14 protein-coding genes are annotated in these 12,951 nt (G+C 37.4%); 8 read left to right on the forward strand and 6 right to left on the reverse strand.

Annotated features, from left to right (window positions below; genetic code table 11):
• Positions 1-41: 41 nt before the first annotated feature.
• The 3 genes from CY0110_RS20110 to CY0110_RS20120 are packed head-to-tail and all read left to right on the forward strand — an operon-like array spanning position 42 to position 3,905.
• Entirely contained in the window at positions 42-1,280 is a 1,239-nt protein-coding gene (locus tag CY0110_RS20110; RefSeq protein WP_008277383.1) for a 3-dehydroquinate synthase, read from the forward strand.
• 6 nt (positions 1,281-1,286) lie between these two features.
• Positions 1,287-2,516 carry a metabolite traffic protein EboE gene (gene eboE, locus CY0110_RS20115; RefSeq protein ID WP_008277384.1) on the forward strand — a complete coding sequence of 410 codons (1,230 nt, stop codon included), beginning with the start codon at positions 1,287-1,289 and terminating at the stop codon, positions 2,514-2,516.
• Positions 2,517-2,534: 18 nt separating this feature from the next.
• Entirely contained in the window at positions 2,535-3,905 is a 1,371-nt protein-coding gene (locus CY0110_RS20120) for an alkaline phosphatase family protein (protein WP_008277385.1), read from the forward strand.
• 44 nt (positions 3,906-3,949) lie between these two features.
• Here the strand turns inward: CY0110_RS20120 and CY0110_RS20125 are convergent, their stop codons facing one another.
• A complete protein-coding gene (locus tag CY0110_RS20125; RefSeq protein WP_008277386.1) occupies positions 3,950-4,903 on the reverse strand; it encodes a spondin domain-containing protein in 954 nt (317 codons plus the stop codon).
• Positions 4,904-5,003: 100 nt separating this feature from the next.
• Entirely contained in the window at positions 5,004-6,815 is a 1,812-nt protein-coding gene (gene proS, locus CY0110_RS20130) for a proline--tRNA ligase (protein ID WP_035800131.1), read from the reverse strand.
• A 364-nt stretch (positions 6,816-7,179) separates the two neighbouring features.
• Between proS and CY0110_RS20135 the strand changes: the two genes are divergently transcribed.
• The 5 genes from CY0110_RS20135 (at position 7,180) to CY0110_RS20155 (ending at position 11,244) form a co-directional block, all read left to right on the forward strand.
• Positions 7,180-7,737, forward strand: a complete 558-nt coding sequence (locus tag CY0110_RS20135; protein WP_008277389.1) for a late competence development ComFB family protein — start codon at positions 7,180-7,182, stop codon at positions 7,735-7,737.
• Positions 7,738-8,076: 339 nt separating this feature from the next.
• Complete coding sequence (locus tag CY0110_RS31550) at positions 8,077-8,208, forward strand: hypothetical protein (RefSeq protein WP_008277390.1); 132 nt, start codon at positions 8,077-8,079, stop codon at positions 8,206-8,208.
• 2 nt (positions 8,209-8,210) lie between these two features.
• Positions 8,211-9,071: a prephenate/arogenate dehydrogenase gene (locus CY0110_RS20145; RefSeq protein WP_008277391.1), complete on the forward strand. Its 861-nt coding sequence runs from the start codon at positions 8,211-8,213 to the stop codon at positions 9,069-9,071.
• A 95-nt stretch (positions 9,072-9,166) separates the two neighbouring features.
• Positions 9,167-9,403, forward strand: coding sequence for a hypothetical protein (locus CY0110_RS20150; RefSeq protein WP_008277392.1), 237 nt, complete (start codon positions 9,167-9,169; stop codon positions 9,401-9,403).
• A 137-nt stretch (positions 9,404-9,540) separates the two neighbouring features.
• On the forward strand, positions 9,541-11,244 hold the full coding sequence (locus CY0110_RS20155; RefSeq protein WP_008277393.1) for a helicase HerA domain-containing protein: 1,704 nt from the start codon (positions 9,541-9,543) through the stop codon (positions 11,242-11,244).
• A 24-nt stretch (positions 11,245-11,268) separates the two neighbouring features.
• Here CY0110_RS20155 and CY0110_RS20160 read toward each other — a convergent pair whose 3' ends face one another.
• From CY0110_RS20160 to CY0110_RS20175, 4 genes are all read right to left on the reverse strand, one after another.
• On the reverse strand, positions 11,269-11,658 hold the full coding sequence (locus tag CY0110_RS20160; protein ID WP_332306410.1) for a PIN domain-containing protein: 390 nt from the start codon (positions 11,656-11,658) through the stop codon (positions 11,269-11,271).
• Positions 11,659-11,919 (reverse strand): hypothetical protein, encoded by a 261-nt coding sequence (locus CY0110_RS20165; RefSeq protein WP_008277395.1) that lies wholly within the window; start codon positions 11,917-11,919, stop codon positions 11,659-11,661.
• 116 nt (positions 11,920-12,035) lie between these two features.
• The gene (locus tag CY0110_RS20170) at positions 12,036-12,362 is read right to left on the reverse strand and encodes a DUF433 domain-containing protein (protein WP_035800142.1); all 327 of its coding nucleotides are present in this window, start codon (positions 12,360-12,362) and stop codon (positions 12,036-12,038) included.
• A gap of 85 nt (positions 12,363-12,447) precedes the next feature.
• Positions 12,448-12,891, reverse strand: coding sequence for a DUF29 domain-containing protein (locus CY0110_RS20175; protein ID WP_008277397.1), 444 nt, complete (start codon positions 12,889-12,891; stop codon positions 12,448-12,450).
• Between the last annotated feature and the right edge of the window lie 60 nt (positions 12,892-12,951).

A 12,951-nucleotide genomic window follows, 5' to 3' on the forward strand; every position in this document is an offset into this window, starting at 1 on the left:
CTTCTGACTTCTGTATTCCTTAAATTTCCTAGAGGTTCCTTGTGATCACCAGTTTTTCTAAACCCTTTAAATCGTCTATTAATCAGTCCCTTAAATCCAATATTCCTTCACCCATTCGACAACAGTTTGCCGTAACGTTTCAATACGATGTTTATTTTACAGAACAATTATTTCACCCTAACAATCCTCTGTTTGCTGAAATGATTGCTGCGGATGGTCAAAAAGGTGCTAGAAAGTTGGTTGTCATTGTTGATGAGGGGTTACTCCCTCATCATCCTCATCTATCGGGCCAAATCGAGCAGTATAGCCAAAAACACCCTAACTTACTCAAGTTAAAGGCTGCTCCCATTGTTGTCCCTGGTGGGGAAACGGCCAAAAATGAACCAGCTTTGATTAAATATTTACAAAACCAACTGAATCGCACAGGGTTATGTCGTCACTCTTACGTCGTGGCCATCGGAGGAGGTGCAATGCTGGATCTGGTCGGTTATGTAGCGGCCACCACCCATCGAGGTATTCGTCTCATTCGGGTTCCTACAACGGTATTGGCTCAGAATGACTCTGGGGTAGGGGTGAAGAATGGGGTCAATACCTTCGGCAAAAAGAACTTTTTAGGAACCTTTGCCCCACCCTATGCGGTGTTAAACGATTTCACCTTTTTAACAACCCTCGATGATCGGGACTGGCGGGGTGGCGTAGCTGAAGCGATTAAGGTTGCTCTGATCAAGGATGCCGGTTTTTTTGAGGAAATAGAGGCACAAGCTAAAGCGATCGCTAATCGAGCTATGGCTCCGATGCAACAGCTAATCTATCGCTGCGCCCAACTACACATGGCTCACATTGCAGGACAAGGGGATCCGTTTGAAATGGGATCATCTCGGCCTCTCGATTTTGGCCATTGGGTAGCCCATCGTTTAGAGTCTCTCACCCGTTATAGTCTCCGTCACGGGGAAGCTGTAGCCATTGGCATTGCCCTCGACTGTACTTATTCTTATCTCTCTCAACTGCTCTCAAAAGCTGACTGGGAAAGCATTTGTCATACTTTAAAAACTCTGGGGTTTGCCCTTTATGTGCCAGAACTTTCGACACATCTTGATCGTCCTGATCATCCTGACTCCTTGTTTGCTGGGTTAAAGGAATTTCAGGAACATTTAGGAGGGGAACTGACGTTGATGCTGCTTCAAGACATCGGTACCGGGTTAGAAGTTCACCATGTTAGTTTTGATCGTTATCGAGAAGCGATCGCAATTTTAGAAACTCTGTCGTTAAAATCGTCTTAACTGAAAATGTTGATACATCCAACTAAAAACGGCGATCGCCCTTATCATCTAACCTACTGCAGTAACATTCACCCAGGAGAAGATTGGGAGAATGTCTTTGACAACCTAAAAACTTATATCCCAAAACTCAAAAACGAACTGGCTCCCGATGCACCTTTTGGCATTGGACTCCGTTTGGCCAGTACAGCAAGCGAGGAACTACTACAGGAAGATAATTTAGACCAACTCAAGTATTGGTTAACCAGTGAAGACTGTTATGTCTTTACTTTAAACGGATTTCCTTACGGTGGCTTTCATCGTCAAGTGGTCAAAGATCAGGTTTATCGTCCCGACTGGTCCGAAGGCGATCGCTTGACCTATACTCAAAGTTTGGTGAAAATATTAGCAAAATTGTTGCCAGAAGCCATAGATGGAGGCATTTCTACCATGCCTTTATCCTATAAACCTTGGTGGCAGTCTAACCCCGATCAACTTCCGACGATTTTTGAGGGGAGTAGCTTTCAATTAGCCGAAATGGCTGCACAGATGGCTCAAGTAGAAGAGGAGACAGGAAAACTGCTGCATTTGGATCTCGAACCCGAACCCGATGCGCTCCTTGAAAACACCGATGAAGTGATCGCCTTTTTCCAAAACTGGCTTTTATCGGTAGGGCCAAGATACCTCCAGCAAAAGTATGGGGTGACAAGCACCATAGCCGAGACATGGCTCCGACGACACATTCGAGTCTGTTATGATACCTGTCATTTTGCAGTGGAATATGAAGATCCTGCGATCGCTTTAGCCAAGTTTCAGAAGGCTGGTATTGCCATTGGTAAGTTTCAAATCAGTTCAGCCATTCGTATTCCTATTCCCCCAGATCAAGCACAGCGAAAAGTTTTAAGACAACACCTAAAACCGTTTGCTGAGTCCACGTATCTCCATCAGGTCATTGAAAAAGGGTCATCTGGGACACTGCATCATTATCCAGACCTTCAGGATGCGCTCCCTAAGTTAATGAATACCTCTGCAACGGAATGGCGAACCCATTTCCATGTTCCCATTTTCATCGATCGCTATCCCCCGTTTGCTTCTACCCAAGATCATATTATTGACATTCTTCAACAACTGTCCCAAGCTCCCCAGTGCAACCACCTCGAAATTGAAACCTACACTTGGGAAGTTTTGCCACCAGAAATGAAACTGGATATATTTACCTCTATCAAACGGGAATATGAATGGATTTTAGCCTCTTTATAAGACTTTGGTTTAAATAATATGAAAAGAACAGTTGTTATCAATGTGGTTGGTTTGAGTTTACGATTAATAAGTGAACAAACCCCTAACCTCAAACGTTGGATGAGCCAAGGACAGGTTGCGACCATTAAACCCGTTCTCCCGGCCGTTACTTGTACCGCCCAAAGTACCTATTTAACTGGACAATGGCCGAACAAAACTGGTATTGTGGGCAACGGTTGGTATTTTCGGGATGAATGTGAAGTTAAGTTTTGGCGACAGTCTAATAAGCTGGTACAAGCTCCTAAAATTTGGGATGTAGCCCGAAAAATCGATCCTTCCTTTACCTGCGCTAATTTGTTTTGGTGGTACAATATGTACTCCACGGTGGACTATGGAGTAACGCCTCGTCCTATGTATCCTGCCGATGGGCGTAAAATTCCTGATATTTACACTCAACCTGCCGATTTACGCCCCCAACTTCAGGCTGAACTCGGATCGTTTCCCTTGTTTAAGTTTTGGGGACCAGCAACCTCCGTTGAATCTAGTCAATGGATTGCTGAATCAGCGAAATGGGTAGAAAATCGGGTTAGTCCTACCTTAACGTTAATTTATTTACCGCATCTCGATTATTGTCTGCAAAAAATTGGCTGTGACGTGGGACAAGTGAGTCAGGATCTCCAAGAAATTGATACTTTATGTGGAGAATTGATCAATTTCTATGAAGAAAAAGGGGTTCAGGTGATTATTCTCTCTGAATATGGCATCACCCCTGTAAATAAACCCATTCATATTAACCGCATCTTGAGGGAAGCCGGACTATTACAGATTCGTGAGGAGTTGGGGTTAGAACTCCTTGATGCTGGTGCAAGTCAAGCGTTTGCCGTGGCTGATCATCAACTCGCTCATGTCTATGTTAATGAACCGACAGTATTACCCAGGGTAAAGGGTTTGTTAGAAGAGATAGACGGCATTGATTGGGTGCTGGATGAGACGGGTAAGCAAAAATACCATCTCGATCATGAGCGTGCAGGGGAACTGGTGGCGGTGGCTAAACCGGAGGCATGGTTTACTTATTATTACTGGTTAGACGATAGATATGCCCCAGATTTTGCCAGAACCGTTGATATCCATCGTAAACCGGGTTATGATCCTGTAGAACTCTTTATTGATCCTCAAATTCCCGTTCCTCAGAGCAAAATTGCCTTAAAGTTATTGCAGAAGAAATTAGGATTTCGCTATCTAATGGATGTGATTCCTTTAGATGCTAATTTGGTTAAGGGTTCTCATGGACACCTACCCCAGTCTCCTCAAGATTGTCCCGTGTTCATTACCCATCAGTCACACTTATTAGAACAAGAGGCTATCAACTCAGTGGATGTATTTCAACTGATGCTTGATCATTTAAACTAGAAGCCAACTCAAGTTGACTTCTATTCTGTATCTTGTTAAGAAACTTAGTGAGTTTGACGACGACGTAGACCGTTGCCAAAGAAAAATAATCCTGCGATCGCCATTAAACCAACAGTAGTGGATGATTCAGGAACGGACTCAATTTCTTGTCCGGGGTTTTCTGGTACTGCACTAATAGTGACACGAGCAATTCCATTGGGATAGAGATCCTCATTGTTGAAATCTAGGTTAGCAAAGTCTATATCAAAATTAGCTGGTCTATTGAGGAAATTGGCAAAAGGATCGCTAACAGTGGTGTTAACTCCATTTTCATCCGCTCCCTGATTTCCTCCAGTTTGTCCCCCAGGAATTCCGAATAACCCATTACCAGCAGAGGTTTCAAAATCATTGATTTCGGTTCCTGCGTCGTCAACAGTTCCAGGAAGTCCGATTTCAAAGGAAATTGAGGTTTCTTCTCCTGTAAATAAAGTGGTTAAACTATGGGCTAAAGGATTACCATTGGCGACATAATAATCACTAGAGGGAAGAACCATCGACACATAGGAGAAGTAACGATTAGAATCATCGGGGGTTACTTCAAATAGATTCATCGCTGAAGTTCCTGGTGCTATAGGACTTCCACCAATAGAACCATCGACACGAGTTCCGACTTGATTGGTTGAAAAGATGCCACTAATGTCATCACTAGAATCACTAGGAGTACCATTATCATCAATATAGGTCAAATTATCGAGGAAGTCTTCGGATATGGTCATAGGATTGCCATCTTCGGCAATTTGCTCTAAACCACGTTGTGAAGATAATCCCCCGTTGTAACTATCAAAGCTACCGTCATGAAATCCAACCCAAACAGGGGTCAGCGCAACACCACCATCAGGGCCAAGATTTTCTATTTCAACTTTCAGGGTCAATGCTTCGGCTGTTGATACTGTCGTAGCAATGGAACCAAGAGTTAAAAAGGTTAACAATGCTTTACTATTTGTAGATACATTAATCATGGCAGAATTCACAATTGAGTTGATAATCTTTCCAACAAGTTAGTGAGACTATCTGAGAACTGCCTGAGAAAATGCAAAAAGTTTTCTCATCTAAATTTTATTAATCGTTAACCTTTGCTTGTTCTACCCAATTGTGTAAAGTTTCGACCAAATTTGTTACTTCAATTTCTTGTGATTCTTTGCTTTTTCTAGTAACAACTTCAACTTTACCTGCTTTTAAGGATCGCCCTGTCACTACCCGATAAGGAATACCAATTAAATCAGCGTCTTTAAACTTAACGCCTGCTCGTTCATCCCGATCATCTAACATTGTTTCTATGCCGATTTTATTCAATTCATTGTAGAGATTTTCTGCTACTTCTATTTGATTTTTATCTTTAATATTCGGGACAATAATAATCACATGATAAGGAGCGATCGCGACTGGCCAAATAATGCCATCTTTATCATAGGATTGTTCGACGGCAGCCTGCGCTAGACGGGACACTCCTACACCGTAACATCCCATTACAATAGGTTTTTCTTCTCCATTTTCGTCGGTAAAGGTTGCTCCCATTGCTTCAGAATATTTAGTGCCTAATTGGAAAATATGTCCCACTTCAATCCCCCTTGCACTGGCTAAGGTTTGACTGCGATCGTGAATAGCGCGATCGCCGATCATTGCGGTTCTAATATCACAAACTAATTGAGGTAATTTAAAGTCTTTGTTCCAGTTTCCTCCAACTATATGATAATTGATTTCATCGGCTCCTGTTACAAAGTTTTCTAAGTCAACAACAGTTTTATCAACGATTCTTAAAAACTTCCCTTCTATATATTCTCCAGAGGCAATATATTCATCTTCTAAATTAGGGGAAATATAACCCATTGGTAAGGGTTTATTTGTCCATTTTTTCTGAGCATTTTCATCAAGAACTGTTAAAGCTAATAAGGTGGTAGCTTGATACTGATCTGCAACTTTTACTAATTCATTGTTTAATTTGACTTCATTAATTTCTTGATCGCCTCGAATACTAACTAAAACCAATAGTATTTTTCCATTATCATAAACCGCTTCATAGAGAACATTTTTAACAATATTTGTCGAAGAACATTCTAAAAATTTACACAGTTTTTCGATAGTATTGCAATCGGGAGTTTCTTTTTTTTCATAAGTAGTAAAAGGAGATTGTTCGACATCTTTTGGAAGAGAAACAGCCTTTTCAACATTAGCTGCATATTTACCATCTTCTGTATATAAAACCTCGTCTTCTCCTGCTTCTGCTAGGATCATAAATTCTTGGGAAGCTGATCCGCCAATGGCTCCAGAATCAGCTTCTACGGCTCTATAAGCTAATCCACAACGACTAATAATATTACGATAAGCTTGATCCATTGCATCGTAACTTTTCTGTAAACTAGCCTCGTTTTCGTTGAAAGAATAGGCATCTTTCATGATAAATTCTCGTCCGCGCATTAAACCAAACCGAGGGCGAATTTCATCCCTAAATTTTGTTTGAATTTGATATAAATTAACGGGTAATTGTCGATAGGAACGGATCATATCTTTGGCCACTGTTGTAATCACTTCTTCGTGGGTTGGCCCTAACCCTAATTCTCTTTCTTGGCGATCAATTAAGGAAAACATAATTCCTTCTGCTTTAGTATAAGTTTCCCATCGTCCTGACTCTTTCCATAACTCCGATGGTTGCAACTGAGGTAAGAGACATTCTTGGGCCCCTGCTGCGTTCATTTCTTCTCGTACTATTTGAGAAACCTTTTGCAATACACGCCACATTAAAGGTAAATAAGCATAAATACCGCTACCAATACGACGAATATAACCCGCTCTCAATAGCAGTTTATGACTAGGTATTTCTGCTTCGGCAGGATCTTCGCGTAGGGTGACAAAGAGCATCTGAGACAGTCGCATTCGGGGTTTCCTCGCAATTACCGAATAGCTATTATCGCATTTTTTGGGGGTTTCTACCAAGTTGTTAAGAATTATATCCTGATGATTATTAGTTATTCAGTAAAAACTCGTATTTTTTTTAAAGATTTTATAAACTTAAGGGAGATTTTTATCAAGATTTTGTAAAGTTAATTTCTTCAAAAACTATTAGACAATTTTTGATTTCTTGCGTATAATTATGGAAAGTACAAAACAAAAAAAAATTAACAACCGTATTTTTAAGGCTGTTTTATTTTTTAAAGTTATTTTTAGTTTAGTTTCTACTTTGTTAGAAACTAACTGAGAGTTTAGGATTGTTTATCATTTTTATTTTGAGGAGCAACTCATGAAAACTACTCTAGATAATCGGGCTGAAATTCATGTAAATATTATGGAATTATTAGTTCAAGAAGAAATTGAAAATCAACTAAAAATTTATCCCCAAAAACTCCAAAATTATATCAATAAGGTTGAAGTAGCTACCTATGCGCTTAATCGTTTACCTCCTCTTTATGCCTCTAGTGCTATCGGAAAAGAGTATCAAAAACGGACAGGACAACGAAAATATAAATCACAAATCGTCTCAGCAGTTCGTCGTGCTTTAGCTGCCATTGAAAGAGATCCAATTAAAAAATCTGTTCCCCTTATTTCAGAAACCTATACTCAGCATGAACTAGCAAAAATAGCTTTAAAAAAGATAGAAAATCTTCTAAAATTCAAGAAAATAATTCCCAATCACAAAGAGCTTTCTTGGAATGAATTATATACCTTGCTTTATCCATTAATCAATAAAGAAAAAACAAAAAAAAGAGAAATAATTCCTTCAGGATTTGAATCATTAGCCTATGTTTCAAAGCAGCTAAATGAAGACTTCTCTAAGAATCCTAATTTATTTGAATGTTAGGAATAGAAAAGAATAGAAGTTTTAACTCTGGGTACTGGTAGGCTGAGTAAACATAAATTTTCAAACTATATCTTCTACCTACCAGTTAATTATAAAAATAATAATTCTCCAGATTTTCTTAACTTGATACAGTAGAAAAAATGTTAATGTTGAAACTGTAGATAGTTATAGAAATGAAGAGGATTAAATAATCAAGTGTTATCATTAATTGTACGCTTCATTGACCTTATACAACCGTTAATCATTCCCCTATGTTTCGTAATAGCCTGGGTTTTTATTATAATGTTAGGGAGTAGTGTGATAGGAATAATCGCTGATGTTATAAAAAGAGCAAAAAAAATGCACGAAATTCCTTGTAGTCATTGCCAATATTTCACCAATAATTATCGTCTAAAATGTCCAGTCAATCCTTTTCAAGCTAATACAGAAGAAGCGATTAATTGTAAAGATTATCAGATGAGAGAATATTAAACATGAAAATCGGAATTATTGGTTTAGGATTAATTGGGGGTTCCCTAGGATTTGATTTACGCGATCGCGGACATATTATTTATGGTGTTTCTCGTAAAGAAAGCACCTGTCAGCGAGCAATAGAAAGGGGAGTGGTTGATCACGCAAGTATTCATATAAATTCTTTATCAACTGTAGATATTATTTTTCTTTGTACTCCCATTGGCTTAATTTATCAAACCTTGAAACAGTTAACTTTTAATTTACGACCAGAGGTTATTATTACTGATGTGGGATCAGTTAAAACAGCTATTGTCAAAGAATGTGAGCCTTTGTGGTCTAATTTTGTTGGGGGACATCCCATGGCCGGAACGGCTGAGCAAGGAATTGAAGCAGCACAAAAAAACTTATTTAAAAATGCTCCTTATGTCATTACTCCCACAGAAAAAACTCCAAAAACTAGCATCAAAATTTTAGAAAATTTAGTTCAATCTTTAGGCTCAAAAGTTTATACTTGCTCCCCAGAAAATCACGATCAAGCAGTCGCTTGGATTTCCCATTTACCCGTGATGATTAGTGCTAGTTTAATTGCTGCTTGTTTAGGAGAAAAAGAGACAACAGTATTAAACTTAGCTCAACAATTAGCCAGTTCCGGGTTTAGAGATACCAGTCGTGTCGGCGGAGGCAACCCCGAATTAGGGTTAATGATGGCTCAATACAATAAAACTGCTTTACTCAAAGCTTTACAAGGTTATCGTCAGCAACTCGATGAGGTTATTGAAGACATTAATACCGAACAATGGGACTCCTTAGAACAATTACTGATAATGACAAAAAAGGAGCGTAACGCTTGGCGGATCTCTTCGAGATCGCCGTTTATCTAATTCTAAGAAAATTATTTATCTTTTCAAAAAGTTTACCGCAAAAATACTTAAGTGCGTATATAATCGGATATATTTTAAACAAAATTATACTCTTAATGAATAACAAAACCAGTATTAACTCCACCCAAAAGATTTTTGTCAATATTAGCTTAATTTGTCTAGGAATTTCTGCTAATGCAACCTTTTTCTCTCTAATGGTAACATTTCTCCTAGGAACAGTCGTTTTAGGCTGGTTAGGTAGTCAAAAAGATAAATTTACCTTAAATACGGAAAATATCAGTAAAAAAGCTGAAAAAAAAGCTATTTCTTCAGGTATAAATCAGCATAAGTAACCTGAGTCAATCATAATTCACTATTAATTGTTAATTCTTCATTATTCATTAATAATCCTGTTCTCTGCGATACAATACCCCTAGGGTTGTACTGATCAGTAATAACCCTATATGTAGTGTATGAGTTACTGTTAACGATGACAGATCATCCCCTCGGTGCGGTTGTTCAAGGTTCCCTTTCACAAGGGTTAGAAGTTCGCTTACATTCTGATGTGTCCGTCGAACAAATGCGAGTGGGAAAATTTTTGGTTGTACAAGGGGTGCGATCGCGGTTTTTCTGTTTGCTGACGGATGTTTCTTTAGGAACTGCTAACCCCCGTATTTTAGCCAACCCTCCCAGTTTCCAAGACACTTTTATGCGAGATGTGTTAGCTGGAAGTGCTACCTATGGAAACGTAGAATTAGCACCCATGTTAATGTTTACCCCCACAGAAGAAGAAGAAAATAACCCTTCCCAACCGGAAGATACCTCTTTAGGATCGTTTCAAGCGCAAACCAACGCAGATATCGAACTCCTTCCCGTCAAAACCATACCAACTCATTTTAGTCAAGTTTATGAAGCGTCAGAAAGAGATTTTCGCGCGGTTTTTGGTTGGGAAGATGACCCCACACGGCGCAATTTTGCCATTGGAAAACCCTTAGATATGGATGTCCCCATTTGTATTGATTTAGATCGGTTTGTTGAGCGAAGTAATGGAGTTTTTGGGAAGTCAGGAACGGGAAAATCTTTTTTAACTCGCTTGTTAATTTCTGGGATTATTCGTAAGCAAGCTGCGGTTAATTTAATGTTTGATATGCACTCAGAATATGGGTGGGAAGCAATGAAAGAAGGGAAAGAAGTTTCTACCGTTAAAGGGTTGCGTCAATTGTTTCCTGGACAGGTAGAAATTTATACTTTAGATCCTGAGTCGACTAAAAGAAGAGGGGTAAGTGATGCTCAAGAATTGTATTTAAGTTACGATCAAATTGATATCGAAGACATCCGTTTAGTGGGTCATGAATTAGGAATTTCTGAGGCAAGTTTAGATAATGCCAACATTTTAGAAGCGGAATATGGTAAGTCATGGATTATGCAATTATTAAACATGACTAATGAAGATATTAAACTATTTTGTCAAGAAAAACAGGGTCATGCTGGTTCAATTATGTCTCTGCAAAGAAAGTTGATGCGGTTAGATAATTTAAAATATTTACGCACAGCTTGCCCTCATAATTATATTAATCAAGTGTTAGAGTCTTTGGATGCAGGAAAGCACGTAGTTATTGAGTTTGGCTCACAGTCTAATATGCTTTCTTATATGTTAGCAACGAATATGATTACTCGACGCATTCATGGCAGTTATGTCAAGAAAGCTGAGAAATTTCTACAAACAAAAAGTCCAAGCGATCGCCCTCGACAATTAGTGATTACTATTGAAGAAGCACACCGCTTTTTAGACTCTAAAATTGTGCATCAAACTATCTTTGGAACCATTGCTAGGGAGATGCGAAAATATTTTGTAACCCTGTTAATCGTAGATCAAAGACCATCAGGAATTGATAATGAAGTGATGTCACAAGTCGGGACAAGAATCACCTGTTTATTAAACGATGAAAAGGATATAGATGCTATTTTTACGGGAGTTTCTGGGGGACAAAATTTAAGATCAGTATTAGCAAAGTTAGATTCTAAACAACAAGCTTTAATCTTAGGTCATGCGGTTCCGATGCCAGTTGTTATTAGAACTCGTGCTTATGATCAACAATTCTATGCAGAAATCGGGGAAACAGATTGGTCTGAATTACCTGATGAAGAAGTGTTTGCAGCAGCCGAAACCGCAAGAGCAGAATTAGGATTTTAATTGTTTAATACAACTAAAATATTTTTAACGAGTATAAGGTTGTATAATTTTTAGATTAGGAATAACTCTATAATGTTTAACATTAAAAGTACAAAGTGTCCCGTTATTACTAATAACACAATGAGCAATTAAAGCATCTAGTAAACCAACACCATCAGATAAATGATACTGACTAAAATCTAATAAAGCTTGGTTGCAATCACTCTCATTTAACCAGATAATTGATAATGGTGAAATTAATTTAAACACTTGATTAACTTGTTGTTTATTTTTTGCATTTTGAATAAGTTCCATGACGACAAAACCTGGAATACTTGGGATATCTTGCAATGTTGTAAACCATGTAATTGCAGGTTGATGACCTCTAAGAACATCAATTAAAATATCGGTATCTAGTACATATATAGAACTAATTTATATCTCGTTACGATGTTCTGCTTCATAACGTATTTGACGTGCATATTCTTGACTATTTTTAATATCAGAACGACAATTAATTAAACCTTCTTGTTGCCAATAAGCAATTAAGTCTTTTCCTGTTTTCGGTGTCTCATTTAAAACTTTTCTAGTTAAAAGAAGATGTATAACATAGTCTGATAGGGATAAGTTGATTTGGGATGCTTCTTGAGATAACTCTTGCTCTAATTCTTTTGGTATTTCAATATTAATTTTCATGAACTTTATCTTTGTAATCTAATATCTTAATTTTAACTTAACAATATTAATATTAGTTTAGATAAATTTGTTAAATCTAATTATTTTTTATATAATAATAAAATTATAGTACACAATTAAACTAATTTTTCTGATCTTTTATTGGCTTTAGCTTCTCTTAAGCGTTCAATTAATGGTGATGGTTTAGTTAACCATTCTTGATAGTTTTGTTCTCTTTTTTCTTCTAAATGTAGTAAATAATTGTCAAGATACTGTTTATTTTGATAATAATAGGTTAAAGTTGCATAAATTTTCTCTAAGTTTAATGTAGGTAATTCACTGATAATTTCCTCGGCAGAATAACCTTGTAAATAATATTTTAGGACATCTTCAATTCCAATACGATGGCCTTTTATTCTGATGTCATCATTAGACAAAAAATCAAAATAATTTTCTAAATTAATTGTCATAATTGGTTTCTAACTTTTTTTATAGTACCTATTTATAATTATACAGCAAAAATATGTAATCTTAATAACCAAAAAATTATTATTCAGGTAAATAATCACTGTGTAATGTTTTCTCAAGATTAATCGGAGAACTATTAGGAAATGCTTCTATAGACAAACCTGTTTCTTTACTGGCTAATTTTTTAGCATCTTGATAACATTTATCAAACATTTCTAACGCATATCTTCTTAAACTTGGACTATCTTCAAATGCTTCTGTAATTCTTTGACGATGTTCTTCTATGGTATATCGCCAACTATTAGAACGTTTTTCAGGTTGATAACGATATTTTAGTAAGTGCATCAGGAGAATTTTTAGATTACTATAAAGCGATCGCTTTTCACTTCTACCCATTGCTTCAATTTCTTCAAGAAGGTTAGGAATATCTAAATCAGTTAATTGATTATTTCGTAACAGGTTCGCGGTTTCTTCTAACCAAAGATAATAATCTTGTTCATAAAGGGTTTTGATTTTTGTTTTCATAAGTCGGTTACTTTTATTTTTCTAATTTATTATGATTCACCTAATTAATTATAACAAAAA

Source organism: Crocosphaera chwakensis CCY0110 (assembly GCF_000169335.1).
GTDB classification, from domain to species: Bacteria; Cyanobacteriota; Cyanobacteriia; order Cyanobacteriales; family Microcystaceae; genus Crocosphaera; species Crocosphaera chwakensis.

What these genes read in the sequence shown, in the direction of transcription:
- CY0110_RS20165 (WP_008277395.1), bottom strand. Translation starts at nt 11,919, where the DNA reads ATGAAAATTAATATTGAAATACCAAAAGAATTAGAGCAAGAGTTATCT.
- CY0110_RS31550 (WP_008277390.1), top strand. Translation starts at nt 8,077, where the DNA reads ATGCACGAAATTCCTTGTAGTCATTGCCAATATTTCACCAATAATTAT.
- CY0110_RS20120 (WP_008277385.1), top strand. Translation starts at nt 2,535, where the DNA reads ATGAAAAGAACAGTTGTTATCAATGTGGTTGGTTTGAGTTTACGATTA.
- CY0110_RS20175 (WP_008277397.1), bottom strand. Translation starts at nt 12,891, where the DNA reads ATGAAAACAAAAATCAAAACCCTTTATGAACAAGATTATTATCTTTGG.
- proS (WP_035800131.1), bottom strand. Translation starts at nt 6,815, where the DNA reads ATGCGACTGTCTCAGATGCTCTTTGTCACCCTACGCGAAGATCCTGCC.
- eboE (WP_008277384.1), top strand. Translation starts at nt 1,287, where the DNA reads ATGTTGATACATCCAACTAAAAACGGCGATCGCCCTTATCATCTAACC.
- CY0110_RS20155 (WP_008277393.1), top strand. Translation starts at nt 9,541, where the DNA reads ATGACAGATCATCCCCTCGGTGCGGTTGTTCAAGGTTCCCTTTCACAA.
- CY0110_RS20145 (WP_008277391.1), top strand. Translation starts at nt 8,211, where the DNA reads ATGAAAATCGGAATTATTGGTTTAGGATTAATTGGGGGTTCCCTAGGA.
- CY0110_RS20125 (WP_008277386.1), bottom strand. Translation starts at nt 4,903, where the DNA reads ATGATTAATGTATCTACAAATAGTAAAGCATTGTTAACCTTTTTAACT.
- CY0110_RS20135 (WP_008277389.1), top strand. Translation starts at nt 7,180, where the DNA reads ATGAAAACTACTCTAGATAATCGGGCTGAAATTCATGTAAATATTATG.
- CY0110_RS20150 (WP_008277392.1), top strand. Translation starts at nt 9,167, where the DNA reads ATGAATAACAAAACCAGTATTAACTCCACCCAAAAGATTTTTGTCAAT.